We start from the raw sequence: 25,754 nt of genomic DNA, 5'->3' as shown, positions 1-25,754 counted from the left end.
ATGAAGGCGATCCGGGAATGTTTCGGGCGCGGCGCCCAGACGTCAAGCGCTCCCTCCCCGATAGTTCGGAAAGAACCGGGGCTCGGCCCGCCTGTTCTTGTTGAAAAAGGCCTCGGCCAGGCCTTTCGGAATTGCCGAGGCCGCCCTAGGCTAAGCCTTCCTTCATCTTCACAGTGGCTGCATGATCGACCCGCAAATCTCCGAATGGATCAGCCAGATCCTGCGTTGGATCCACGTGATCACGGCAATCGCCTGGATCGGTTCCTCCTTCTATTTCATCCATCTGGACTTGAGCCTGAAGAAGCGGGAGGGCTTGCCCGAGGGCGTCGGAGGCGAGGCCTGGCAGGTTCATGGCGGCGGGTTCTACAATATGCGCAAGTATCTCGTTGCGCCGCCCGAGCTGCCGAAGGAGCTCACTTGGTTCAAATGGGAGAGCTATTCAACCTGGATCAGCGGCTTCTTCCTGATTGTCTGGGTCTATTACCTGCATGCCGACCTCTACACCATTGACCCAGCCGTGCGCGCGCTCGCTCCGTGGCAGGCGCCGGCTATCGGGATCGCTGCCCTCGTGGTGAGCTGGTTCGTCTATGAGGGCCTCTGCCGCTCTCCTCTCGGCAAGAGCGGCCTTGCGCTCGGCATCGCGCTCTTCGCCTATATTCTTCTCGCGGCTTACGGCTTCACGCAGGTTTTCAACGGACGCGCGGCCTTTCTCCATACGGGCGCGATGATCGCAACCTGGATGTCCGCAAGCGTGTTCTTCATCATCATCCCGAACCAGAAGAAGGTTGTGGCCACCCTGCTTGCCGGCGGCTCCCCCGATCCGAAACTTGGGAAAGAGGCGAAGCTGCGCTCGACGCACAACAATTACCTCACCCTGCCCGTCATCTTCCTGATGCTCTCCAACCATTATCCGTTGGCGTGGTCTTCACGTTATGCGGTGGGGATCATTGCCTGCATCCTCATCGCAGGCGCCATCATCCGGCATTTCTTCAACTCCCAGCATGCCGGCAAGGGTTCGCCCTGGTGGACCTGGGGCTTGGCGGCGGCTGCTATTGTCCTGGCAATCTGGCTCTCGATCATCGGCAAGCCCGGCAACGCCAACATGGCGGACGCCTCAGCAACGGCTGCACCGGCTGCGGCCTTCGAGGAGGCGGCCCTCGCTATCCAGTCCCGCTGCTCCATGTGCCATGCGGCAGAGCCTGTCTGGGATGGTATTACGATTGCGCCCAAAGGCGTGCGGCTCGACACGCCGGAGGAGATCGCCCGCCATGCGGAGATCATCCGCATCCAAGCCGTTCTGACCCATGCCATGCCGCCCAACAACATCACCGAGATGACCCTGGACGAGCGCAAGGCCGTGGCGACTTGGCTCGCAACGCGCTAAACCGCGCAGCAGAGAAGCGTGCATTCAAGCACCAAGAACAATCCATGGAGGATCGCCCATGCCCGAACTCACCCTGAAGACCGCTCAGACCATTGCGGAATCAACCCTCAAGAGCGCACGCGAAAAGGCTTTCAAGCCGCTCGCGGTGGTTGTCTATGATGCACGCGGCTCGCTGAAGGCCCTGCTCGCGGAAGATGGCACGAGCCTCAAACGGGCGGAGATTGCCATGGGCAAGGCCTATGGCGCGCTGGCCCTTGGTGTGGGCTCCCGGGCTCTTCACAAAATGGCGACCGACCGGCCTTATTTCGTGGCCGCGGCCACCCACGCGGTGGGCGGACAGCTCGTTCCGGTGCCCGGGGGCGTGCTGATCAAGGACGCAGCAGGCCAGATTTTGGGGTCGGTAGGCGTCTCCGGTGATACATCGGACAATGACGAGATCGCCGCTGCAGCCGGAATCGAGGCCGCCGGGCTCGTTTTCGACGCGGGAGCGTGACAATTCTCCACATGCCAGCCCCTTGCCAACCCTGGGTTTCGAGGTTGTTACAGGGATAGCACTGGACATGAACAGTTGATTGTTCAACAAATGGGACAAGGTTACTGCCGTATCGGCCTTGACCGAGACATTACTAAAAACCCTGAGAAAATCAGAAAGGGAACGCGTCCGATGTCATCTTGGATCAAACGCACGGCTCTTGCTGCCGTCGCCACCACCGCCCTTATGGGCGCCCTGAACCCCGCCTTCGCGCAGGTGGTTTACAACCGCGGCAACACCGGCGAACCGGAGACCCTCGACACCCACAAGACCTCGACCGTGCAGGAAGCTCACATCCTGCGCGACCTTCTTGAAGGTCTCGTGGCCTATAACGCCAAGGGCGAAGCCATTCCTGGCCAGGCCGAGAAGTGGGAAGTGTCTGACGATGGCAAGACCTACCGCTTTACGCTGCGCAATGGCCTGAAGTGGTCGAACGGCGACCCGATCACCGCCGAAGACTTCGTCTATTCCTACCGCCGCATCATGGATCCGGCGACCGGCGCGAAATACGCGAACATCCTGTACCCGATCAAGAATGCCGAGAAGATAAACAAGGGCCAGGGCAAGCCTGAAGAGCTGGGCGTGAAGGCAGTCGACGCCAAGACCGTCGAGATCACCCTTGAGGCCGCGACCCCCTACTTCATCGAGCTGCTGACCCACCAAACCAGCCAGCCGGTCCACAAGGGCTCCGTCGAGAAGTTCGGCAAGGACTTCGTGAAGCCGGGCAACATGGTGTCGAACGGCGCCTACAAGCTCGCCGAGTTCGCCCCGAACTCGCACATCAAGCTCGTGAAGAACGAAAACTACTGGGATGCCAAGAACGTCAAGATCGACGTGGTCAACTTCATCCCGCACCCCGACCTCGCCGCCGCCGTGCGCCGCTATGAGGCTGGCGAACTCGACAGCATGGACGAGCTTCCGGCCGACCAGACGAAGTCTCTGAAAGAGCGCTTCAAGGAGCAGGTCAAGCTCGGCCCGTATCTCGGTTCCTGGTTCCTGGTCGTGAACTCCTCCAAGGCTCCCTTCAACGACGTGAAGGTGCGTCAGGCTCTCTCCATGCTGATCGACCGCGAGTTCATCGCCGAGCAGATTTGGGGCCAGACCATGCAGCCCGCCTATTCCTTCATGCCCCCGGGCCTCGGCAATTACGGCGAGCCCGCTTACATGACCTACAAGGATCAGTCCCCGATCGACCGCGAGGAAGCCGCCAAGAAGCTTCTCACGGAAGCTGGCTTCGGCCCCGGCAAGCCGCTGAAAGTTGAGATCCGTTACAACACCACGGACAATAACCGTAACTCGGTGATCGCTGTCGCCGAGCAGTGGAAGCAGGCCGGCATCGAGACTTCCTTCATCAACACGGACGGCAAGACGCACTTCGCTCACCTGCGTGACGGCGGCGACTTCGACGTGGCCCGCTACGGCTGGATCGCCGACTACTCGGATCCGAACAACTTCCTGTTCCTGGTGAAGAGCGACAACAAGGGCTTCAACTACGGCAAGTACAACAATCCGCAGTTCGACAAGCTGCTGGACGACGCCGCCAAGGAGTTGGACCTCAAGAAGCGTGCCGATCTCTTCAAGCAGGCCGAGGCGATCCTGATGAAGGACATGCCGTGGATCCCGATCATGTACTACGGCAAGAGCAACCTGATCTCGCCGAAGATCCAGGGCTACGTGCTGAACACGCGTGGCGTCTATCCGACGCGCTTCCTTTCGAAGACGCAGTAAAATAAAGTGCCGGAAAGGGGCGGCCTGATCTTCAGGCCGCCCTATTCTTTTATCCGTTATCGCGTTTCAACGGGAGGAGCTTGCCGTGCTCTCCTTCATCTTGCGCCGACTCCTTTCGGCCGTCCCGACGTTGTTCATCATCGTCACGATCTCCTTCTTCCTCATCCGTCTCGCACCCGGTGGCCCGTTCGACCTGGAACGCCCCCTCGAAGCGAAGGTGATGGAGAACCTCAATAAGATCTATCAGCTCGATAAGCCGCTCATCGAGCAATATTGGCTGTATCTTGGCGCCGTCCTGCGCGGCGATTTCGGCCCCTCCTTCATCCTGCGCGACTTCTCGGTTGCTGAGCTCTTCGCCCATGGCCTGCCGATCTCGATGACACTCGGCGCGCTGGCTCTCTCCTTCGCCATCCTCGTCGGTGGCACGCTCGGCGCCATCGCCGCGTTCCGCCAGAACAGCGCCGTCGATTACATGGTGACTGGCATGGGCGCGCTCGGCCTGACGATTCCAAACTTCGTCGTAGCGCCTGTCTTCCAGATCATCTTCGGCCTTGCCCTCGCCTGGCTGCCTGTAGCCGGATGGGCCAACGGCAATCTGCGCAACCTCGTCATGCCGGTGCTCGTGCTGGCCCTGCCGCAGATCGCGGTGGTGGCGCGCATGACCCGCGCGGCCATGATCGAGAACCTGCGTTCCAATCACATCCGCACCCTGCGTTCGCTCGGCCTGCCCACGCGCGTCATCGTGGTCCATGCGCTTCGTGGCGCAGCATTGCCGGTCGTCTCCTATCTGGGTCCGGCTGCTGCGGCGCTGCTCACCGGCTCGGTGGTGGTCGAGACCATCTTCGGTCTGCCCGGTATCGGACGTTACTTCGTCGAAGGCGCTCTCAATCGCGACTATACGCTCGTCATGGGCACCGTTGTGGTGGTTGCCGTCTTCGTTCTGCTCTTCAACCTCGTGGTCGATATTCTCTACGCCCTTATCGATCCGCGCATCCGTTACGATTGAGGTGGATCATGGCTGAAGGCGCTGTTCTTCCGATCGAAGCCACGACCGGTCCGGTTGTTACCGGCCGTTCCCTCTGGGCCGAGGCTCGTGGTCGTCTCATCCGCAACCGAGCCGCGCTCACCAGCATCATCATGCTGGGTCTGATTGCGCTCGCCTGCATCTTCGGACCGTTCCTTACGGGACACCCTTTCGACCGGGTCTATCCCGATTACGTGAAGGTGCCCGCGAGCATTGAGGCCTATCCCAAGGCCGACCAGATCGAGCCCAATCTCGAGCGTATCGGTGCACGCGTTCGTGCGAAGGCCGAGAACATCTCCATCGATAAGGGCGTCGTGCATCTCACGCTTGTGAGCACTAGCACGCGCCCTGTCGACGAGCGGCTTCTCGCCTATTTCGAACGCTCCGACCTCTTCGGCACGGCGAAGGTGCTCGAGCGTCAGGACGAAGGCCGCAAGCTCGTCGTCGACGTGCCGGTGAAGCAATACTACTTCTTCTTCGGCACCGACACGAACGGACGCGATCTTCTCACGCGCACCATGAAGGCTGGCCAGATCTCACTAGCCATTGGCCTTCTCGCCACCTTCGTCGCCATCCTCATCGGCGTCATCTACGGCGCGACATCGGGCTATCTCGGCGGGCGCGTCGATCTCGTGATGATGCGCATCGTGGATATTCTCTACTCGCTGCCGTTCATCTTCTTCGTAATCATGTTGGTCGTGTTCTTCGGCCGCAACTTCATCCTGATGTTCATCGCGGTGGGTGCCGTGGAATGGCTCGACATGGCCCGCATCGTGCGTGGCCAGACGCTGTCCATCAAGCGCCAGGAATACGTGCAGGCGGCCGAAGCCCTCGGCGTCGAAACGAAAGGCATCATCCGTCGCCACGTGATCCCGAACACGCTCGGGCCCGTAGTGGTCTACATGACGCTGCTCGTGCCGAAGGTGATCCTTTTGGAGAGCTTCCTCTCCTTCCTTGGCCTCGGCGTTCAGGAGCCCAATACCAGCCTCGGCGTTCTGATCTCCGAGGGTGCCAAGAACATCCAGGGCGCTACCTGGATGCTGATCTATCCGTCCATCACGCTTGTCGCGATCCTGTTCTGCCTCAACTTCATCGGCGACGGCTTGCGCGATGCTCTCGACCCGAAGGATCGATGACATGGCCGAACCTGTTCTTTCCGTTCGCAACCTTCACGTTCGCTTCCGCACGGGCGACGGCATCCTTCATGCCGTGAAGGGCATCGATCTCGACATCCCCGCCGGCGAGACTGTCGCCATTGTGGGCGAGTCAGGCTCCGGCAAGAGCCAGACCATGATGTCCGTCATGGGCCTTCTCGCCTCCAACGGCTGGGCCGAAGGCTCAGTGAAGTACCGTGGGCAGGAACTGGTCGGCCTCAAGGCCGACAAGCTCAATGCCTATCGCGGCTCCAAGCTCACGATGATCTTCCAGGAGCCGATGACCTCGCTCGATCCGCTCTACAAGATCGGCGATCAGCTGGCGCTTCCACTCATGACCCATGGCGGCTTGAGCAAAGCCGATGCACGCAAGCGCGCCATCGAGCTGCTCGAACTGGTTCGCATTCCCGACCCAGCCCGACGCATCGATGCTTATCCGCACGAGATGTCAGGCGGCCAGCGCCAGCGCGTGATGATCGCCATGGCGCTCGCCAACAATCCGGACGTGCTGATCGCAGACGAGCCGACCACCGCCCTCGACGTGACGGTGCAGGCCCAGATCCTCGAGCTCCTGCGCGATCTGCAGAAGCGCCTGGGCATGTCCATCGTGTTCATCACCCACGATCTCGGCATCGTGCGTCGCTTCGCTGACCACACTTATGTGATGAAGCGTGGCGAGGTGGTAGAGAGCGGACGCACCGCCGATCTCTTCGCGGCACCGAAGCATCCCTATACGCAGATGCTGATCGATGCCGAGCCGAGGGGGACGAAGGAGCCGGCGCCGGCAAATTCGCCCGTGATCCTCGATGCTCAGAACATTCAGGTGACCTTCGCGCTCGAGAAGAACTTCTTCGGCAAGGCCACCCATGTGCTGCGCGCCGTCGACGACGTGAGTCTCACGGTTCGCGCCGGCGAGACAGTGGGCGTCGTCGGTGAATCCGGCTCCGGCAAATCGACGCTCGGACGCGCGATCCTGAAGCTGCAGCCGGCTTCCGGCATGGTCCGCTTCGAGGACCGCAACCTCGCTCCGCTCGACCGCGCGGGTATGCGCCCGCTACGCCGTCACCTCCAGCTGGTGTTCCAGGACCCCTTCGGCTCCCTCTCCCCGCGCATGACCTCGGGTGAGATCGTGACCGAGGGCCTGCTTGTCCACGAGCCTAGCATCTCGCGCAAGGAACGCGACCGGCGCGCGGCCCAGGCTTTCGAGGAAGTGCAGCTCGACCCAGCATGGCGCAACCGCTTCCCGCACGAATTTTCGGGCGGCCAGCGCCAGCGCATCGCGATCGCCCGCGCCATGATCCTGCATCCGAAGCTCGTGGTGCTCGACGAACCGACCTCGGCCCTCGACCGCTCCGTGCAGAAGGAGATCGTGGAGCTTCTGCGCAATCTGCAGAAGGCACATGGCTTGGCCTATGTGTTCATCAGTCACGACCTCGCTGTCGTCCGGGCCCTCTCGGACGAGATCATGGTCATGAAGACCGGCAAGGTGGTGGAGCGCGGCACGGCCGAAGAGATCTTCGAGCGTCCCCGCGAGGCCTATACCCGCGATCTGATCGCAGCCGCTTTCCTGACAGAACGTGAGAAGGCGGAGCCCAAGAGCGAGCCTCTGGCCTCTTAAATCGGAACCGAAATCCATGGCGCGGACTTGACTCCGCGCCATGGCAAAGCTCGCATCCTATCGCGCCAAGCGCGACTTCACGAAAACCTCTGAGCCGCAGGGCAAGGCAACGCGGCGCAAAGGCTCCTCCTTCGTCATTCAGAAGCACGATGCCTCCCGACTGCATTACGATTTCCGCCTCGAACTCGACGGCACCCTGAAAAGCTGGGCCGTGGCGAAGGGCCCGAGCCTCGTGAAGGGCGAGAAGCGGCTCGCGGTCCACGTAGAGGACCATCCCCTCGCCTACGCGGATTTCGAAGGCACCATCCCCGAAGGACAATATGGCGGCGGAACGGTGCTGGTCTGGGACCGGGGTACTTGGGAGCCGGAAGGCGACCCTCATGACGGCTATGAGAAGGGTCGCCTCACCTTCCGCCTCGACGGCGAGAAGCTCCATGGCACCTGGCATCTGATCCGCATGGCGAAGCGTCCGCGCGAGCGTCAGGAATCCTGGCTGCTGATCAAGGCGGACGACGCTCATGCCCGAAGCGAAGATGATTCTGACATCCTCGAAGAAGCACCGCTCTCGGTAAAGTCGGGCCGTTCCCTAGAGGAGATCGCTCCCGAGCGAACAGCAAAGAAAAAAGCAGCTCCGAAGAAGGCATCCTCATCCTCACCGCAAAAACCAGCCGCGTCTGCGAAGCGTGCATCCGCTGCCAAAGCGGAGAAAGCGAGCAATGCCGCGGTGGCTGGCATTACCCTAACTCATCCCGAACGCGTGCTGTGGGAAGATCAGGGCGTCACCAAGCAGGAGCTAGCGGAGTTCTATGCAGGCATTGCCGATTGGCTGCTACCGCATCTCATTGACCGACCACTTACCCTGATCCGCTGTCCTGGTGGCACGGAGAAGAAGCGCTTCGTGCAGCGTCATTCCTGGGCCGGCATGAACGCGGCGATCCGCAGCACGATGGTGCCGGATACCTCTGGCAAGCTGGAAGTCCTGACCGTCAGCGATATTCAAGGCGTCATCGCTCTTGTGCAATCCGGCGTTCTGGAACTGCATGTTTGGGGTTCGACACTGAGCGATCTGAAAAAACCCGACAGGCTGATCTTCGATTTCGATCCTGGCGACGGAGTGGAATGGAGCCAAGTCATCGATGGAGCCTTCGCTCTTCGCGAGCGGCTGAAGGCAATGAACCTGGAGAGCTTCGTGAAGACGACCGGCGGCAAAGGGCTGCATGTGGTCGTTCCCTTAAGGCCTCAAGCGACATGGAAAGAAGCACTCGCTTTTACTCGCTCCCTCGCAGAGACTATGGCGCAGGACGAGCCGGATCGCTACACCGCCACGTCCATCAAGGATGAGCGTCAGGGCAAGATCTTCATCGACTACCTGCGCAACAACCGCGAGGCCTCCGCTGTCGCGCCCTATTCCACGCGCTCGCGCCCTGGTGCGCCTGTGGCGACACCCGTTGCGTGGGAAGAGCTGACGCTGAACCTCAAGCCCAACGGCTTTACTGTCGAGAACCTCAACAAGCGTCTTGCATCTCTTGCCCGGGATCCGTGGGCAGAGCTGGCAAAGATCGATCAGGTTCTGCCAGCACCGAAACGTACGTCCCGGAAGCGATGAGACCTCAAAACAGAGGAGCTTTCAAACCTTCCTTTTCAAAGACGGCTTGAACAGCAGGACGTGCGGCCACCCGCTCGGCCAATGCGTTCAGATTGGGAATAGCGCGCGGCGGACGCGGCATGCCCCTGCCCCAGCGGATCAGCATGAACAGGAAAAGATCGGCTGCCGAGAAACGATCTCCCACAAGCCATGTTTTATTGCCCAGCTGCTCGGAAATCACATCGAACATGCGCTCAAGGCGCTCGCGCGCGGCTTCCTTCACGGCTGGCGCCGCAGAATCTTCGCTCACATGCTCATGCGGGTAGAACCAAGCGCGGTACTCGGCCTGAGGTGTGTTGGTGAGATGCACCATCCACTTGTAAAACTCGGCCCGCTCCTTTGTGCCTATAGCCGGAGCAAGGCCAGCCTGTGGAAACTTGTCGGCAAGATACAGCGCAATGGCCGTCGTCTCGAACAGCACGAGGTCCTCATCCACCAGTACGGGGATACGACCATTCGGATTGAGCTTCAGATACTCGGCGCTCTTCTGTGCATTATTGTTCCGATCCACGAGACGCAACTCGAAAGGCACGCCGATTTCCCGCAGCATCATATGAGGCAGCAGGCTGGCGTTGCCGGGATAATAATAGAGAGCCAACATCGGATAAGGACCTTTCGTGACCGTGGTGTTACCTTCCTATGAGGCCTCCGCCAGAACGTAAAGATGGACGCGGCAGCCATCCAGATCTTCCTTTCAGGGACAGATGCCCTATCGTCCTGAGAAGCGTTGGGAGGGTCAGAATGACGGAACAGGAAAACCGCATCATTGCCGCTTTGCGGGTAAAGCCCGGCGATCGCATCAAGCTCAAGGACCGCGATCCCCGCGATTCCAGCCTCTTCGGCGACGAGCAGGAGACGAAAGCCGGAACGGCATCCCTAGCCCGCGATATCGATACCCTGCAGGATCGGCTCTATGCAGAAGGTTCGCGCGCACTCCTGATCATCCTGCAAGGCACCGACACCTCGGGCAAGGACGGCACGATCCGCAGCGTCTTCAACTCTACCGGTCCCCTGGGCGTCTCGGTGCATGCCTTCGGAACGCCTTCCAAGCTGGAACTGGAACACGATTATCTCTGGCGCATTCATGCGGCATGCCCCCGCCGCGGCACCATCGGAATCTTCAACCGATCTCATTACGAGGACGTGCTGATCGCGAAGGTCAGAAAGCTCGCCTCGAAGGAAGCTGTCGAGCAGCGCTACGATCAGATCAATGCTTTCGAAAAGATGCTCGTCGAGAATGGCACGACGATCCTGAAATTCATGCTGCATATCTCCAAGGAAGAGCAGAAGGAGAGATTGCAGGAGCGCCTCGACGACCCGAAGAAGCACTGGAAGTTCAATCCGGGTGATCTCGAGGACCGACAGTACTGGGACGAGTACCAGGATGCCTACGAGACCATGCTACGCCGCTGCTCCACGGACCATGCCCCCTGGCACGTTATTCCCGCCGATAGGAAGTGGGTGCGCAATGCGGCCATCGCCTCCATCGTCAAGGCAACCCTCGAAGAAATGGACCCGCAATATCCGAAGGTGGATTGGAAGCCTGCCGACTTTAAGATCCCGTAATCGATATGCCACCTTCGTCGATGCCCCTTGCCGAGAAGGGGTTTCGGCGCGACAATAATCTCATGAAGAGCATCCTCGTTCCGATTGAAGACCATGGCCAGATCGATAGCCAGCTCGAACTGGCGCTTCTGGTAGGCCGAACCTTTGACAGCTATATCGAGGGCCTGGCGATCACCCCCGATTATCCCGTGGTTCTGCCGGTGGACATTGCCATCGGCGTACCATCGCCGTTGACCCCCGAAAACCGCTTCGAGATGGCGCAGACCTGCCGGGAGCGGTTCGAAGGCTTCATGGCCACCAAGCAGATCTCGCGCTCCTCGGCAGGCCTGTCGGGCCTCAGCTTCGGCTGGCGCCAGGACGGCTTGATGGAGGACGCCTTCTTGGGAGCTTATGGCAGAGTTTTCGACGCCATTCTGGTTGGCAGGCCGGACGGTTCGAACGGACAGACCCGCCTTTCGACCGTCGAGGCCGCTTTATTCGAAACCGGCCGCCCGGTCCTCATCGCGCCGCCATCGGTGCCGAGAACCTTCGGCGAGGTGGTCGTGATCGCGTGGAACCGCAGCACCGAGACGGCGCGCGCCGTGCTCGGCGCCATGCCGCTGTTGAAGAAGGCCCGGCGCGTGGTGGTTCTGGAGCTTGAGGATTGGGGCGTCCCCGGCCCTTCGGGAGCGGAACTCGCCCGTTCATTGCGGATGCACGATGTGGCTTCCGAGGCCATCACCGTTCCCGACCCGACAGACAGAGCCGGAGAGACAATCCTGAAGGAAGCGGCCGCCCTCGGCTGCGATCTTCTCGTGAAGGGCGCCTACACCCAAAGCCGCCTCCGGCAGATGTTCTTCGGCGGTGCGACGAGCCATATCCTGAGCAACACGACCATTCCCGTTCTGATGGCCCATTGATGTTCCGGGACATTGCCGTCACGCTCGACGAGCGGTTCAACCGCCTGTTCATCGGCTCCGCGCGCCTTGAGAAATTGGCGGAAGGATGCCGGTGGGCGGAAGGCCCCGCCTATTTTCCCGCCGGACGTTATCTCATCTGGAGCGATGTGCCCAACGACCGGATGATGCGCTACGACGAGACGTCGAACAGTGTCAGTGTCTTCCGCCATCCATCGGGCTATTCAAACGGGAACACGGTGGACAGGCAAGGCCGTCTCGTCACCTGCGAGCATGGCAACCGGCGTGTGACGCGCACGGAGCATGACGGCTCGATCACCGTGATCGCGAGTCATCATGGCGGCAAACGCTTCAACAGTCCCAACGACGTGGTGGTAAAATCAGACGGCTCGATCTGGTTCACCGATCCCGCTTACGGCATCGACTCCGATTACGAGGGCCACAAGGCGGAAAGCGAAATTGGCGCCTGTCATGTCTATCGCGTTGATCCGCACACAGGCGCGATCAACATCGTCGCAGATGATTTCGTGCGCCCGAATGGGCTGGCCTTCTCGCCGGATGAAAAGAATCTCTATGTCGCCGATACGGGGGCAACTCATGTTGCCGATGGCCCACGCCACATTCGGATTTTCGATGTAAGCGAAAGCGGTAAGCTTACAGGCGGCGAGATTTTTGCCACCTGCACCAGCGGCCTCTTCGACGGCTTCCGTTTGGACGAAGCGGGACGCATCTGGACCAGCGCGGGTGACGGCGTACATTGCTACGAGAGCGACGGCACGTTGATCGGTAAGATCCTAGTGCCTGAGGCCGTAGCGAATGTTGTGTTCGGCGGCGTGAAGCGCAATCGCCTCTATATCTGCGCCACCACATCGCTTTATGCGATCATGCTGCTTGTGAATGGTGCGAAGACATTCTAGTCGTCCACTCCGGCGCGCCCCTCGACCGTCATGAGAGTAGCTGTGAGGACCGCGACGAGTTTTTCCTGTCCCTCGCGCTCAGCAAACACATCGGTCTGCGCCAGAGTGAGCGTGCGCCCGGCCTTGATGACCTTTCCCTTCGCCACGATGCGCTCACCGACTGCCGGCGCGAGAAGATTGATCTTGAACTCCGCAGTGAGAACGCCGGCTCCGGGCGGCATCAGAGTCAATGCTGCGTAGCCCGCCGCCGAGTCCGCGATGCTCGCCACCGCTCCCGCATGTACAAAGCCATGCTGCTGCGACACGGCAGGCGACGGGGGCAGCGCGATTTCCACCTGACCAGGCGCAACATGCGCGATTGATGCGCCCAGTGTTTCCATGAGCCCCTGCTTGGCGAAACTCGCCCGCACCCGGGCCTCGAAACTGGGGTCTTTAGGGGTCGATTCCGCCATGCTCGCCTCTCAATGCTCAAGCTCATTAAGGCATCTTCCTGACCTCTTGTGAATTGCCCCGGCTTCCCTCATGAATGCGGGCCATGAGTCACTCCACTTCCTCATCCGCCAAGATCGTGCGTTCGGGCGCCCTCGTCGGCATCGGCCTGATGCTGCTGGGCATGTTCATGTTTTCCGTCAACGATGTGATGGGCAAATGGCTCGTTGCCACCTATTCCGTCGGACAGGTTCTGCTGTTGCGCAGCATCGCGGCATTAGCCGTTCTACTACCGATCATGCACCGGCAGAAGATTTCGCTGCAGATCCCACCGCAGCCCGCTCTTCATGCCGTGCGCATCCTGCTCTCAACCCTGGAAGTGGCCTGCTTCTATTGGGCCGTCACCTACCTGCCGCTGGCCGACGTGATGACCTATTATCTCGCAGGTCCGATCTATGTTGTTGCATTCGCAGCCCTCTGGCTGGGTGAGAAGATCGACAAGCCACGCATCATCGCAGCCGGCGTCGGTTTCGTCGGCGTTCTGATCGCATTACGTCCTTCGGCAGCAACGATCTCCTGGCCCGCGATGATCGCGCTTGTCGGCAGCGTATTCTATTCCCTTCTGATGATCACGACGCGAAAGCTGCGAGACACTGACGACGGGACGCTGGTCCTGGGTCAGATCCTGGGCAGCCTGATTTTTGGCATCATCGCAGCACCCTTCGCATGGGTCACACCCGGCTGGCTCGATCTGGCCGGTCTTTTTCTACTGGGTATCGTGTCGATGGCCGCTCACGCTTGCGTGAACAGAGCGCTGAAAATCGCGCCTGCCTCTGTCGTTGCGCCGTATCAATATACGCTGATCGTCTGGGCGATCGTGCTCGGCTATCTCGCATTCGGAGACATTGTGGAATTCTGGACGCTCGTTGGAGCAGGCGTCATCTGCATAGCCGGCTTGGCATTGCTCCTGCTCGAACGTGAGGCCGCACGCCGTGGGCACGATGCGAAGGACATCAAAGAGCCGGTGCTGCCGGAGGCTTAATCCAAAGACCAATTCGCTCTCCACAATCTGCCCAAGAAACGTGCTTGACAGTGACAAGCGCCAGACCGTCAATGGCGCAACAAAAACACACATGGGGAGTGCCATGCGCCTCAAGCTCACGATCGCTGCCGCAACGGCAGGAATTTTCTTCGCTTCTGCCGCTTTTGCGCAGGACATCAAGGTTGCTCTGATTGCCGGCAAGACCGGTCCGCTCGAGGCTTACGCTAAGCAGACCGAAGCCGGTTTCATGATGGGCCTTGAGTACCTCACCAAGGGCACCATGGCTGTGAACGGCCGCAAGATCTCCGTGATCGTGAAGGACGACCAACTCAAGGCCGATCTCGCCAAGACCCTGCTGGAGCAGGCCTACAACGACGACAAGGTCGACATTGCTGTCGGCACCACCTCCTCCGCTGCCGCGCTCGCCATGCTTCCCGTCGCGGAAGAGAACGGCAAAGTGCTGATTGTCGAGCCTGCCGTGGCCGATGCGATCACCGGCGACAAGTGGAACCGCTTCATCTTCCGCACGGCCCGCAACTCCACGCAGGACGCTTACGGCGCCGCGGCGGCCGTTCCGGCCACCGGCGAGGTGTCCATCGCAACGCTCGCGCAGGATTACGCTTTCGGTAAGGACGGCGTTGCCGCTCTCAAGAGCGCGCTCGCCGAGATCCGTCCGAACGCGAAGGTCGTGTTCGAGGAATACACTCCTCAAAACGCCACGGACTTCACCGCTTCCGCGCAGCGCATCTTCGACGCGCTGAAGGACAAGCCGGGCAAGAAGATCATCAACATCATCTGGGCCGGCCAGCATCCGCTGCCGAAGATCGCCGACCTTAAGCCCGAACGCTTCGGCATCGAGATCGCACCCGGCGGCAACATCCTGCCCGCGATGCAGATCTATAAGAACTATCCCGGCATGGAAGGCGCTGTGTACTATTACTACGCCTTCCCGAAGAACGAGATGAATGACTGGCTCGTCGCCGAGCACCAGAAGCGCTTCAACGCTCCGCCGGACTTCTTCACTGCAGGCGGCTTCGCTGCGGCCTCCGCTGTCGTCACCGCCATCCAGAAGGCCGGCGGCACCGACACCGAGAAGCTGATCACGGCTATGGAAGGCATGAGTTTCGAGACGCCGAAGGGCACGATGACTTTCCGCAAGGAAGATCACCAGGCGCTGCAGGCCATGTACCACTTCAAGGTCAAGGCCAATGGCAAGGACGCGAACGATCTGCTCGATCTCGTGAACACGATCCCTGCCGACAAGATGCCGATCCCGGTTCGCAACAAGCGCTAAATCAACCGTGACGTCATCAGCAACGACAACGCCCGCGCTTGAAACGCGCGGGCTTACCATTCGTTTCGGTGGCCATGTGGCCGTCAACGACGTGTCGTGCCGGTTTACACCCGGCACGCTCACAGCGATTGTCGGCCCCAATGGCGCCGGCAAGACCACCTATTTCAACCTGATTTCCGGCCAGCTGCGTGCATCGTCGGGCCAGGTTCTGGTCGAGGGTGAGGATATCACCTCCCTCGCCCCATCGGCCCGCGCCAAGCGCGGTCTAGGGCGTGCCTTTCAGCTGACCAATCTCTTCCCTGACCTGACCGCACTGGAAAACGTGCGCTTGGCCGTGCAGAGTCGCGCTGAGGCGGGATGGTCGCTCTTCAAGATCTGGAACGAACGCCGCGATCTCATCGCCAAGGCGGAAGAAATACTTGAACGCGTGCGGTTGAGCGACAAGCGGCACGTCCCGCCGAAGGCGCTCTCGCATGGTGACCAGCGGAAGCTCGAAGTCGCCCTTCTGATCGCGATGGAGCCCAAGGTGTTCATGTTCGACGAGCCGACTGCCGGCATGAGCGTCGACGAAGTGCCGACGGTTCTAGAACTCATTCAGGACATCAAGCAGCGCGGCGATGCGACTGTGCTTCTCGTGGAGCACAAAATGGATGTCGTGCGCTCGCTCGCCGACCGCATCATCGTGCTGCATAACGGCTCGCTCGTGGCCGACGGCGACCCGGCCGAGGTGATTGCCTCCCCTGTGGTGCAGGAAGCCTATCTCGGTGTGGAGGTGGCAAATGGCTGAACCTCTTCTCCAGCTTTCGGGCGTTCACACGCATATCGGCCCCTATCATATCCTGCACGGCGTGGATTTCGCCATTCCCGCAGGCCAGCTCACCATGCTCCTCGGACGCAACGGCGCGGGCAAGACGACGACGCTGCGCACGATCATGGGCCTGTGGCAGGCCTCGTCCGGTGCGATCCGGTTCGACGGCCAGGACATTACCAAGAACAGCACGCCGAATATCGCGCGTGCCGGCATCGGCTACGTGCCGGAATCCATGGCAATCTTCACGGATCTCACCGTGCGCGAAAACATCGTGCTCGCCGCCCGCAGTGGGCCGGTGGATTCCGCGCGTCTCGATTGGATGCTCGGTCTCTTCCCCGCGCTGAAGCGTTTCTGGAACCTCCCTGCGGGCAATCTCTCCGGCGGTCAGAAGCAGATGCTCGCGATCGCTCGCGCCATTGCCGAGCCGCGCCGTCTCCTGCTCATCGACGAGCCCACCAAGGGCCTCGCGCCCGTTATGGTGCGCAGCATGATCGAAGCGTTCAAGGCTTTGAAAGCTGCCGGCGAAACAATTCTGCTCGTGGAGCAGAATTTCTATGCCGCCTCCGCGCTCGGCGATAATGTGATCGTCATGGATGACGGACGTATCGTGCATTCCGGCGCCATGCGCGAGATGGTGGAGGACAAGAACCTGCAGCAGCGCCTGCTCGGCCTTTCCCTGGATGCTCACCAATGACCGATATGGCTGTTGAAACCACCACGTCGTCCGAGCCATTGCCGCGCACCAAGACGGATTGGCTGCCGCTCCTGCTCGTCCCGGCTCTCGCCCTCCTCGCCCTGCCTTTCATCGGCAGCGGTTCGACCTGGGTGACCCTCACCGTCGCAGGCCTTGCCATGGGGATGATGATCTTTCTCATGGCATCTGGCCTCACGCTGGTGTTCGGCCTCATGGACATCATCAATTTCGGCCACGGCGTCTTCATCTCGCTTGGCGCCTACGCAACTCTCATCGTTCTCGGGCCGCTTGCAGGCTGGGGCCAAGCGGATTCCGTGTGGTTGAACCTCGGACTTCTCTTTCTGTGCATCGTCGTCGCCATGGCTGTGACCGGCGTTGTCGGTGCGGTGTTCGAGCGCGTCATCGTACGCCCGGTTTATGGCAGTCACCTCAAGCAGATCCTGGTCACCATGGGCGGCCTGATCGTCGCCGAGCAGGCGATCCATGCGATCTGGGGTGCATCGCCCATTCCGCTGCAGCTGCCGCAAACCCTGCGCGGCGCCTTCGTCATCGGCGATATCGTGATGGAGCGTTATCGCGTGGTAGCCGTGTGCATCGGCCTCGTGGTCTTCATCGGTATGCAGTTGCTCCTCAACCGCACCCGCATCGGTCTTCTCATCCGCGCGGGCGTCGAGAACCCGGAGATGGTCGAGGCTCTCGGCTACCGTATCCGCCGCCTGTTCGTAAGTGTGTTCGTGGCGGGCTCCGCGCTCGCTGGCCTCGGTGGTGTCATGTGGGCGTTCTACCGCCAGACGCTGACCGCAGGCATGGGCATGGAAGTGATGGTGCTGGTGTTCATCGTCATCATCATCGGCGGCCTCGGCTCCGTTGGCGGCTGCTTCGTCGGCTCGATTCTCGTAGCGTTGGTCGCCAATTATGTCGGCTTCCTTGAGCCGAAGCTGGCGCTTATTTCGAATATCCTTGTCATGGCCCTCGTGCTGATATGGCGTCCGCAGGGCCTCTTTCCGGTAGCGCGTCGATGAGCACATCCCCTGCCTTGCCTCTGGCATTCGATGAAACCCGCAAGAGCGGCGGCGCCCTGAGCAGCATCCTGTCTTCGGACATGCCGCGCTCGAAGGCTTTGACCTTCATTCTTCTCGCGATTTTCGTGGTCCTGGCCGCAACGCCGTTCCTGTTCTCCGGCAGCCAGCCCTTGAGCACGGCTGCGAAGATCTGCGTCTTCATCGTGCTGGTCGCAAGCTATGACCTGCTGCTCGGCTATACCGGCATCGTGTCTTTTGCCCACACCATGTTCTTCGGCATCGGCGGCTACGGCATTGCCATTGCATTGGAGCGTCTTGGCGCCACCTGGACATCGGTCGTGGTCGGGCTCCTCGCAGCATTGGTTCTCTCTGCTTTGCTCGCGGTGGCTATTGGCCTTCTATCCCTGCGCGTACGAGCGATCTTCTTCTCGATGATCACGCTCGCGGTGGCTTCCGCCATGGCGGTGCTGGCCTCCCAGCTATCGGACATTACCGGCGGCGAGGATGGCCTCTCATTCCAGCTGCCTTCGGAGCTCCGCCCTGCCTTCCGGCTGCTTTCCGAGCCGATCTTCGGCGTATCCATCAACGGGCGCCTCGTTGCCTATTACATGGTGTTCTTCGTCGCCCTGCTGATGTTCCTGCTACTGCTGCGCATCGTGAACTCCCCGTTCGGGCGTGTGCTGCAGGCGATCCGCGAGAATGAGTTCCGCGCTGAGGCGCTGGGCTACCGTGTGGTGGCTTATCGCACCATGGCCTCCGTCATCTCGGCCTTGGTCGCGACCGTAGCCGGCGCTCTCATGGCCCTGTGGCTGCGCTACAATGGCCCGGATACCACCCTCTCCTTCTCCATCATGATCGACATCCTGCTCATGGTAGTGATCGGCGGTATGGGAACGATGTACGGTTCGGTGATTGGTGCCGCCCTGTTCGTGCTCGCGCAGAGCTACCTGCAGGTTCTCATGGATGCCGGCAGCAAGGCCCTCGCTGGAATGCCTGTGCTGCCGAACCTGGTCCATCCGGATCGCTGGCTGCTCTGGCTCGGCGCCCTGTTCGTGATCAGCGTCTATGCCTTCCCGGGTGGCATCGTGGGGCGCCTGCGCCAAACAAAGAGATAAGGCACAGACGGAAACTTAGCCGGTCTCGAGCGTTCTCCTCAAAAGAGCGGAGGAAGCGTCCATGAGCCGTGCCTTTGTTCGCGAGCCTGAGGGTGGTGAGGCCTTTGAGGACCTCCCCGAGCGGACCCTGAGCCCGCATCATCTCGTGACTTCATCGGGGCTTGCCCAGATGGAAGCCGAGATCGAGCGTCTTGAAAGTCGTCTTGAAGACGCGAAGGCTTTGGATGACAAAGCCGAGATAACCCGTGTCTGGCGCGACCTTCGTTACTGGTCTGCTCGGCGCGTGACGGCAGAGCTGATACCTCCCCCGGCCGATACCGCCCATGTGCGCTTCGGTGCCCGGGTCACCATTGAGCGTGAGGATGGCCGACAGCTGACTTATCGGATCGTCGGCGAAGACGAAGCCGACCCTACCAAAGGCAGCATCTCCTACGTTTCCCCTCTCGCACAAGCGCTTATGGGTAAGGAGATCGGCGACGTCATACCGTTAGGTTCGGCGCAGGCAGAGATCATCAATATCTCGACCTGAGGGATCGCTCCCTCAGGCGACGCCATTCTCTTTCAGAGCGGCATAATAGGCCCGCTTCGCTTCATACATCAGCAGATCAGCTCGCCGGACGATGGCTTCGAGCCGCTCACCGGGCTCGCTCGTGGCAAGGCCCATCGAGAAGCTGAGGGGCAGTCCTGTGTAGAACTGATTGTTGACCTCGAGCAGGTTCTCGATGCTCTCCAGTACGAGCTTACCATCGCGCTCATCCGTTCCAGGAAGCAGCAATGCAAACTCATCGCCGCCAATCCTCGCGGCACAACGAGGCTTGTCGACGGCCTTACTCAAAACCTCGCCAGCCCTCCGCAGCAGAGCATCTCCAGCAGCATGGCCTAACTGATCATTGGCCATTTTCAAGCCATTGAGATCGATGATGATCACGGTGACGGGAAGTGGCCCTTTGCGCTCCAGCCGGTTGAGCTCATCGACATAAAAGGACCGGTTGTAGAGCTTGGTCAACACATCATGCTTGCCGAGATACTCCAGATAAGCCTCGGCACGTTTGCGCGCGGTGATGTCGGTCAATGCCACCTGCACGAGCGACCAGTCATGCTCGTATCCAGGCAGCACGGAGAATTGAAGGTGCAAGTGCAGCTCGTCGCCGGCCAGCGAATAGTTCACGACTTCCCGCTGCTGGAAGATCTTGTCATTCCATAGATCGATCAGCTGCTCACGAAAGCTCTCACGCATTTCATCCCGGAGAACGTCTGCCAGATTGCCGAGTAGTGTCTTCTTGTCGGGCGCGGCAAAGAGTTCGAGCGTGTGACGATTGACGTCGATGACGCGGATCTCGCTCATGCATCGGGAGACGAACTCGGGATGCACATCGGTGAAGGTGCGAAAATCGCTGATCCCCTGCCGCCTGACGTCCTCCAGCAGCTGCTTGACCGCGCTGAAATCCTCGACCCAAAGAGAGACAGGAGAATGCTCGAAAAGACCGCGGGCATAAGCCTCGCTGACGGAAAGGTCCCGACGCGCGGTCTCTCTCTCCGTCACATCCTCGATTGCGACGAGAACACGATCCCAGCGTTCCTCATGACCCGGTAGGATCGTGCCCTTGAGTTGAATATCGAGGCGCTTTCCCGACAGGCTGTAATTGACGGTATTGCCGCCGAAGTCGGGCTTTCCCTCCCAAAGCTGAACCAACTCATCGATATGAGTTCTCAGCATGTCGGCGCGAAAAATCTTGTCGAGGTTTTCAACCAGATGTCCGATATCCTCGGCCTCGAAGAGGTTCAGCGTCTTGCGGTTGACCTTGATCACGCGAATTCGGCTCGAGCAGGCTCGCACACGCTCGGGATCCGCTTTGAGGTGTTCCCTCAACGAGCTGATGCCGGCCGCGCGCCATTCATCGAAGAGCTGCTTCACGCCACTGTAATCCTCCAACCAGAGGGAGACCGGAGCCAAATCGAACATCCGGGCATCGTCCTGTTGGTTATCTGGGTTGGAAGCTATCGAAGGGCTGGCGCTGGAATGAAGCATGGAGAGCCTACGGGGTCGACATTGCTCTGGCAATTCACCCTGTCAGGGCCATGTAATACTAGATCAAAACACCCTATTCCCGATCACTTCTTTAATCACCGTGGCCGAAAGGTGACCATTCTGCCCTTATAATACTTCTTGCATGTACTCTTCGGTTCTTCCGACTACCAAACACCTGAGCCGTTCCCAAAAACCGTATTTGATTCAACTTATTGAGAGGCACGCTTGTAGGCAGAAGCAGCAAGAAACAAACGCCTCCTAAATGACGCAACCAGTTTCATTCTGGTCGCGAGAGAAGGAGAAGGCATGAGCCACAAACTTTTCAGGAACATCGCCGTATCGACTGCGACATTGTTCATGACCCTGCAAACAACGGTCGCATCCGATGCTGTATGGCAGGCTCTGCGAGATGGCAGTACGGTAGCCATTCTCCGCCATGCCCGCGCGCCAGGAACAGGCGACCCCATGAACTTTAAGCTGGATGATTGCGCAACGCAGCGCAATCTCTCCGAGGAAGGACGCCTTCAAGCTCGCAGCATCGGACAGCGCTTTAAAGAGCAGCGCGTGCCCGTGAAACAAGTCCTTTCAAGCCGCTGGTGTCGTACTCTCGATACGGCCCGCCTCGCTTTCGGCACCCGAGTTGAGCCCTTCCCTCCTCTGGATTCCTTCTTTGGAGAAAGAAGGCAAGAGGAGGCTCAAACACGCGCACTCCGACAAGTTATTGCAAAGTGGAGTTCGCCTGGCGTCCTGGTGCTCGTCACACACCAGGTCAATATCACTGCTCTGACCGGCATCTTTCCGGCGGAAGGAGAAGTTCTCGTTCTCAGACCGAAAGCCCAGGAGGGCTTTGAAATCGTGGGAAGGATCAGACTCTAGCGCTCAGTCATCCGCCTGCATTTCGGAAGCGAGGCTTTGACTCATGTAAGGATGTCCCGCCTCATTCAAAGCGCGATCCAAAGCCTCGATGGCGCCGAGTATCTTGGAAAGCTCTTCCGCCATCTCAACGGATGGAAGCGGTGCCTCAGCAACTTGCCGCGCCATCTCCCGCCGACGCTTTACAAGGCTTTCACGCGCCGCATTCAACTCCTTGATTTCCTCGGACGTCATAGTTTCCTCGTCATGATAATTATCAGGATAAGTCCACTGAGCTGAATATGTTCGCAGATCAGCCAGGACAAGCCATGACGGCACAATCCTCAGATGAGCTTGCCCAACCATTCCCAGGCAGTCATCAACTGCTCCTTCGGGGACGAGGAGGCTTAGAATTTCCAAGGTTAGAGGCTTGGGCGTTTCAAATACGACCCAGGTCGCGGCGCTCCCCTTTCGGCTTTACGCAACTCGAAAAGTGCATCTTGCAACATGTCGACAGAAGCCACGGCCTTTGCCCTGGAGATGGCGATCATGGCAGGGTCGCGCATGGAATAACGGTCAGCATCATGCGCGAGCTTAGCGCAACGCTCCTGTACGAGGCGGCGTGCCTCCTTGAAGCGCGGAGAAGGTTGGGTCGGCCTCGCGATTTCATCGCAGGTTCTAAGCACATCACGCGCGAGATCCTCACCGGCATACAAGCCTGAATAGGAATGGATCATCAACCGCAGGTGTCTCAGAGAGTGTCGGATTTCTTCGCGGAGAATGCTGTCCTCGTTCATAGCCCACATCCGAAGAAGCTGAGAATCCTAACCCTGCCCTCCCGTTGAGGAAGCGCTCTTCACTCGGATGACCTGCGGCGCAGGCATGTCGTCCTGCGAGACTGCCAGCGAAGGACGAAGGCTGGACTTGGAAAGCAACGGAGACGCAACGATCCCCGCAACGAAAGCGAATGCAACGACGATCAGAGCAACCCGCCCATAGACGACCGCAAAATTCTTGAGTGCCATTCATTCCTCCCAAGACTGCTTCGTTAAAGGAATCATAGGAGTCGGGAATAAATCAGCCAAGCTCACAATCTAGGCTTTGGCCCTTCCAATGTAGCAACGTTCTACAATTGCGCCCGCAAGTGCTGGAAAGTGGATATGTTTTTCAAACCTTACGTGGAAAGATACTTTTCCACAGGACAACGAGAACGAAATATATTCATATATTTCGTTACACCATTGAGTGTTAATTGCAGCAAAGTTGCAAAATTATCCCAAGAGCTTGGTCGCATCGTTGCGAACAATTCGTCGAGAGGCGGATTGAAAGGAACATCCGGAACCTGAAACGATGCCCTTTTCTACCGCGTACCACGCCTCGACCCATCATCAAGCTCTTGGCCCTGATTTCTACGATATCGTCGCGCCAGCGCGCTTTCCCAATCACATCCTGCGCTACCGCAACCAACGATGGGCCGCACACATCGGCTTGGACGCCCTGACGGATGAGGAATGGGTGAAGCACTTCGGCTACTTCGAGGCACTTCCGGGAAGTTTTACAGAGCCGCTCGCACTTCGTTATCACGGTCACCAATTTCGAACCTACAACCCTTATCTCGGCGATGGGCGAGGTTTTCTGTTCGCGCAGCTACACGATGCCGGCAACGGACGCCTCCTCGATCTCGGCACGAAAGGCAGTGGCCAGACACCCTGGTCACGTCATGCAGACGGGCGTCTCACATTGAAAGGTGGAATCCGCGAAATTCTAGCGACGGAGATGCTGGAAGCTCTCGGCGTCGACACGTCGAAGTCGCTTAGTCTCATCGAGACTGGAGAAGAACTCGAGCGAGGTGACGAGCCTTCCCCCACCCGCTCGTCCGTCCTCGTCCGCCTCAGCCATTCTCATATCCGTATCGGCACGTTTCAACGGCTGCTTTACCTGGATGAGATAGGCAACATCAGCAAACTCCTCGATTACACGATCACCACTTATATGCCCGAGATCTGGAGTGACGGTGAAGCAGATCGGGCTGCGGCTTTTCTCGAAGAGGTTTGTCGTCGCGTTGCACGAATGGGCGCACAATGGATGGCCGCAGGCTTTGTCCATGGTGTTCTCAATACAGACAACATCAATGTCACGGGCGAGAGTTTCGATTATGGCCCCTGGCGGTTTTTGCCTGTCTACGATCCGGGCTTCACAGCCGCATACTTCGACGAAACCGGCCTTTACGCCTTCGGTCGGCAGCCGGATGCGCTTCTGTGGAATTTGTACCGGCTCGCGGAGTGTCTTCTGCCACTTGCAGATCAGAGCAAACTTAAAGCATCACTCGCAGCATTCGAGCCAGCCCTTCATCATGAGTTCTCAAGCGCACTTTTGCGCCGTCTTGGCTTAAAGCCTCAAAGCATCGAGAAGAATGGGATCCTCGCTAGATCGCTCTGGACCTTTTTGCATGAAACTAAAGCGCCTTTCGAGCAAACCTTTTTCGACTGGTATGGAGGATATCAGGGCCAGGAGCGCGCAAAACACAGCCCCTCCGCTCATTTTTACGCACATGAGGCATTTCAACCCGTTCGCCAATTCATTAGCGATTTCGAGCCGTTAGATGACCTCAAACTCGATCACTCCTACTTTGCACGATCCGTTCCGTGCACGATGCTGATCGAGGAGGTGGAAAAACTATGGGCGCCGATTGCCGAACATGACGATTGGTCGGCTTTCATAGTCAAGCTTCAAGATATTTTATTGATGTCAGAAGCCTATGAAACGAAGAGAACAATTATTGCCAAGTCATAGAGCGGCAATTCGAACGATACCCATCCGCAATGAAGCTTAGCTGAAAACAAGATTAAAATCTTCCACAGCATACGGGAACGATATTTCTAGGAGCGCGTCATATAGCCACGAACGTCACTCTCGAGTGACATAGGTGCTGTAAAGTCAATTCTTACAGGTAAAGATGATGCGTTCTCATGCTCTGATCTTGTCCGGCGCTGCTTTCCTCGCCGTTCTTTCCACTCCATCCCTTGCTCAATCCGTACGTTCAGGCGTGCAATGCGTGCCGGATGTACCCAACGTCTCCATGTACCATAACTGCCGGCTTCGCATTGTCGCTGGTCAGGAAACGTGCCGTTGCGCCATTCGCCCTCAGGCACTTCGGCAGATCGATCGCATGCGAAATCAGGATCAAGACACTCTTGCAACTGGTTCGATCAACAGCCTTCCTATCGGTCGCGGAACACGCTCTGAAACGAGCAATTTCGGAGATGGCGGCACAATCGGTAACGGCAACACAGGTGGTGCTGTCAGCAGCGGATCGGCGAGCGGCGGCTCTATAGGCGGAGCTGGAGCAGGCACGGGCAATGGTGGCGCTGTTGCGAGCAACGGAGGCACCGGCGGCGGCTCTGTCGGTAACAATACAGGCGGTCAGGGCAATGGCGGCGGCAGTACTGCCGGCGATGGCGGCACCGGCGGCAGCGGTACTGGTGGCAACGGCACTGGCGGTGGCGGCACTGGAAACAGTAACGGCAATGGCACCGGCAGCGACAACGGGAATGGTCCGGGCAACAACAATGGCAATGGCCCTGGCAACAACAACGGGAATGGCCCCGGCAACAACAATGGCAATGGCCCTGGCGGCAACAACGGGAACGGTCCCGGTAACAACAATGGCAACGGCGGCGGTAACGGCAACAATGGTTACGGCAACGGTGGCGGCGACGGCAGTCCGAACGGCAAGGACGACACCAACCGCTAACGTCTCATCGAGCGCCTAAACACAAAACCCTTGGCAGCATTGCTGCCAAGGGTTTTGTATTCGCATAGCTAATAGAGAAGTGCCTCTATTAAGGGGTGGACGCTGCTCCTCCCGCAGGAGCTGGTGCAGCACTTGGAGTACCTTCGGTTTGAGCATTGCCTGTGCTGTATCGGCGGATAACACCTGCCGTCCGCTGACCGTCGCCCGGGATACGGTTATCCATCACGTAAGGCGGCCATGGATCCGCA

At 59.3% G+C, this 25,754-nt stretch carries 26 protein-coding genes; 20 read left to right on the top strand and 6 right to left on the bottom strand.

What is annotated here, in order from left to right; all coding sequences use genetic code 11:
- Positions 1 to 181: 181 nt before the first annotated feature.
- The 7 genes from MJ639_RS13260 to ligD all read left to right on the top strand — a co-directional run bounded on the left by MJ639_RS13260 (position 182) and on the right by ligD (position 9,046).
- Positions 182 to 1,384 carry a urate hydroxylase PuuD gene (locus MJ639_RS13260; protein WP_243373528.1) on the top strand — a complete coding sequence of 401 codons (1,203 nt, stop codon included), beginning with the start codon at positions 182 to 184 and terminating at the stop codon, positions 1,382 to 1,384.
- Between the two features lie 58 nt (positions 1,385 to 1,442).
- Positions 1,443 to 1,877 carry a GlcG/HbpS family heme-binding protein gene (locus MJ639_RS13255; RefSeq protein ID WP_243373526.1) on the top strand — a complete coding sequence of 145 codons (435 nt, stop codon included), beginning with the start codon at positions 1,443 to 1,445 and terminating at the stop codon, positions 1,875 to 1,877.
- 171 nt (positions 1,878 to 2,048) lie between these two features.
- Positions 2,049 to 3,644 (top strand): peptide ABC transporter substrate-binding protein, encoded by a 1,596-nt coding sequence (locus MJ639_RS13250; protein ID WP_243373524.1) that lies wholly within the window; start codon positions 2,049 to 2,051, stop codon positions 3,642 to 3,644.
- Between the two features lie 85 nt (positions 3,645 to 3,729).
- Positions 3,730 to 4,650 (top strand): ABC transporter permease subunit, encoded by a 921-nt coding sequence (locus MJ639_RS13245; protein ID WP_243373522.1) that lies wholly within the window; start codon positions 3,730 to 3,732, stop codon positions 4,648 to 4,650.
- An 8-nt stretch (positions 4,651 to 4,658) separates the two neighbouring features.
- Positions 4,659 to 5,804, top strand: a complete 1,146-nt coding sequence (locus MJ639_RS13240) for an ABC transporter permease subunit (RefSeq protein ID WP_243373520.1) — start codon at positions 4,659 to 4,661, stop codon at positions 5,802 to 5,804.
- 1 nt (position 5,805) lies between these two features.
- Entirely contained in the window at positions 5,806 to 7,440 is a 1,635-nt protein-coding gene (locus tag MJ639_RS13235; RefSeq protein WP_243373518.1) for an ABC transporter ATP-binding protein, read from the top strand.
- Between the two features lie 40 nt (positions 7,441 to 7,480).
- Entirely contained in the window at positions 7,481 to 9,046 is a 1,566-nt protein-coding gene (gene ligD / locus MJ639_RS13230) for a non-homologous end-joining DNA ligase (protein WP_243373516.1), read from the top strand.
- Positions 9,047 to 9,050: 4 nt separating this feature from the next.
- Here ligD and MJ639_RS13225 read toward each other — a convergent pair whose 3' ends face one another.
- Positions 9,051 to 9,686 (bottom strand): glutathione S-transferase family protein, encoded by a 636-nt coding sequence (locus MJ639_RS13225; protein ID WP_243373514.1) that lies wholly within the window; start codon positions 9,684 to 9,686, stop codon positions 9,051 to 9,053.
- 140 nt (positions 9,687 to 9,826) lie between these two features.
- Here MJ639_RS13225 and MJ639_RS13220 point away from each other — a divergent pair, with 140 nt between their 5' ends.
- From MJ639_RS13220 to MJ639_RS13210, 3 genes are all read left to right on the top strand, one after another.
- Entirely contained in the window at positions 9,827 to 10,651 is an 825-nt protein-coding gene (locus tag MJ639_RS13220; RefSeq protein ID WP_243373512.1) for a polyphosphate kinase 2 family protein, read from the top strand.
- Positions 10,652 to 10,713: 62 nt separating this feature from the next.
- A complete protein-coding gene (locus tag MJ639_RS13215; protein WP_243373510.1) occupies positions 10,714 to 11,550 on the top strand; it encodes a universal stress protein in 837 nt (278 codons plus the stop codon).
- Positions 11,550 to 12,464: an SMP-30/gluconolactonase/LRE family protein gene (locus MJ639_RS13210; protein ID WP_243373508.1), complete on the top strand. Its 915-nt coding sequence runs from the start codon at positions 11,550 to 11,552 to the stop codon at positions 12,462 to 12,464. Before MJ639_RS13215 ends, MJ639_RS13210 begins: the two co-directional genes overlap by 1 nt.
- Here MJ639_RS13210 and MJ639_RS13205 read toward each other — a convergent pair.
- Positions 12,461 to 12,916, bottom strand: coding sequence for a PaaI family thioesterase (locus MJ639_RS13205; protein WP_243373502.1), 456 nt, complete (start codon positions 12,914 to 12,916; stop codon positions 12,461 to 12,463). The genes MJ639_RS13210 and MJ639_RS13205 overlap by 4 nt on opposite strands.
- Positions 12,917 to 12,999: 83 nt before the next feature.
- Between MJ639_RS13205 and MJ639_RS13200 the strand changes: the two genes are divergently transcribed.
- The 7 genes from MJ639_RS13200 (at position 13,000) to greA (ending at position 19,400) form a co-directional block, all read left to right on the top strand.
- Positions 13,000 to 13,935 (top strand): DMT family transporter, encoded by a 936-nt coding sequence (locus MJ639_RS13200; protein ID WP_243373500.1) that lies wholly within the window; start codon positions 13,000 to 13,002, stop codon positions 13,933 to 13,935.
- 103 nt (positions 13,936 to 14,038) lie between these two features.
- Positions 14,039 to 15,229, top strand: coding sequence for a substrate-binding domain-containing protein (locus MJ639_RS13195; RefSeq protein ID WP_243373499.1), 1,191 nt, complete (start codon positions 14,039 to 14,041; stop codon positions 15,227 to 15,229).
- Between the two features lie 7 nt (positions 15,230 to 15,236).
- The gene (locus tag MJ639_RS13190; RefSeq protein WP_243373497.1) at positions 15,237 to 16,016 is read left to right on the top strand and encodes an ABC transporter ATP-binding protein; all 780 of its coding nucleotides are present in this window, start codon (positions 15,237 to 15,239) and stop codon (positions 16,014 to 16,016) included.
- Positions 16,009 to 16,734: an ABC transporter ATP-binding protein gene (locus MJ639_RS13185; protein ID WP_243373495.1), complete on the top strand. Its 726-nt coding sequence runs from the start codon at positions 16,009 to 16,011 to the stop codon at positions 16,732 to 16,734. The genes MJ639_RS13190 and MJ639_RS13185 overlap by 8 nt, the downstream gene beginning before the upstream one ends.
- The gene (locus MJ639_RS13180; RefSeq protein WP_243373494.1) at positions 16,731 to 17,756 is read left to right on the top strand and encodes a branched-chain amino acid ABC transporter permease; all 1,026 of its coding nucleotides are present in this window, start codon (positions 16,731 to 16,733) and stop codon (positions 17,754 to 17,756) included. The genes MJ639_RS13185 and MJ639_RS13180 overlap by 4 nt, the downstream gene beginning before the upstream one ends.
- The gene (locus MJ639_RS13175; RefSeq protein WP_243373493.1) at positions 17,753 to 18,871 is read left to right on the top strand and encodes a branched-chain amino acid ABC transporter permease; all 1,119 of its coding nucleotides are present in this window, start codon (positions 17,753 to 17,755) and stop codon (positions 18,869 to 18,871) included. Before MJ639_RS13180 ends, MJ639_RS13175 begins: the two co-directional genes overlap by 4 nt.
- Before the next feature lie 61 nt (positions 18,872 to 18,932).
- Entirely contained in the window at positions 18,933 to 19,400 is a 468-nt protein-coding gene (greA, locus tag MJ639_RS13170) for a transcription elongation factor GreA (RefSeq protein ID WP_243373492.1), read from the top strand.
- A 12-nt stretch (positions 19,401 to 19,412) separates the two neighbouring features.
- Here the strand turns inward: greA and MJ639_RS13165 are convergent, their stop codons facing one another.
- Positions 19,413 to 20,834: a sensor domain-containing diguanylate cyclase gene (locus tag MJ639_RS13165; RefSeq protein WP_243373490.1), complete on the bottom strand. Its 1,422-nt coding sequence runs from the start codon at positions 20,832 to 20,834 to the stop codon at positions 19,413 to 19,415.
- A gap of 372 nt (positions 20,835 to 21,206) precedes the next feature.
- On the opposite strand from MJ639_RS13165, the gene MJ639_RS13160 reads away from it, so the two are divergent.
- A complete protein-coding gene (locus tag MJ639_RS13160) occupies positions 21,207 to 21,776 on the top strand; it encodes a histidine phosphatase family protein (protein WP_243373489.1) in 570 nt (189 codons plus the stop codon).
- 3 nt (positions 21,777 to 21,779) lie between these two features.
- Here MJ639_RS13160 and MJ639_RS13155 read toward each other — a convergent pair whose 3' ends face one another.
- From MJ639_RS13155 to MJ639_RS13145, 3 genes are all read right to left on the bottom strand, one after another.
- Entirely contained in the window at positions 21,780 to 22,007 is a 228-nt protein-coding gene (locus MJ639_RS13155) for a hypothetical protein (protein WP_243373487.1), read from the bottom strand.
- A gap of 167 nt (positions 22,008 to 22,174) precedes the next feature.
- Positions 22,175 to 22,549, bottom strand: a complete 375-nt coding sequence (locus tag MJ639_RS13150; RefSeq protein WP_243373485.1) for a hypothetical protein — start codon at positions 22,547 to 22,549, stop codon at positions 22,175 to 22,177.
- Between the two features lie 27 nt (positions 22,550 to 22,576).
- Positions 22,577 to 22,777, bottom strand: coding sequence for a hypothetical protein (locus MJ639_RS13145; protein ID WP_243373483.1), 201 nt, complete (start codon positions 22,775 to 22,777; stop codon positions 22,577 to 22,579).
- 325 nt (positions 22,778 to 23,102) lie between these two features.
- On the opposite strand from MJ639_RS13145, the gene MJ639_RS13140 reads away from it, so the two are divergent.
- Complete coding sequence (locus tag MJ639_RS13140) at positions 23,103 to 24,545, top strand: protein adenylyltransferase SelO (protein ID WP_243373480.1); 1,443 nt, start codon at positions 23,103 to 23,105, stop codon at positions 24,543 to 24,545.
- Between the two features lie 376 nt (positions 24,546 to 24,921).
- Positions 24,922 to 25,506: a hypothetical protein gene (locus tag MJ639_RS13135; protein ID WP_243373479.1), complete on the top strand. Its 585-nt coding sequence runs from the start codon at positions 24,922 to 24,924 to the stop codon at positions 25,504 to 25,506.
- Positions 25,507 to 25,754: the final 248 nt, after the last annotated feature.

Origin of the sequence: Microvirga solisilvae, from assembly GCF_022808595.1 — a bacterium.
In the GTDB taxonomy this organism is placed as follows: Bacteria; Pseudomonadota; Alphaproteobacteria; order Rhizobiales; family Beijerinckiaceae; genus Microvirga; species Microvirga solisilvae.
This window is presented reverse-complemented; position numbering and strand designations above follow the sequence as displayed.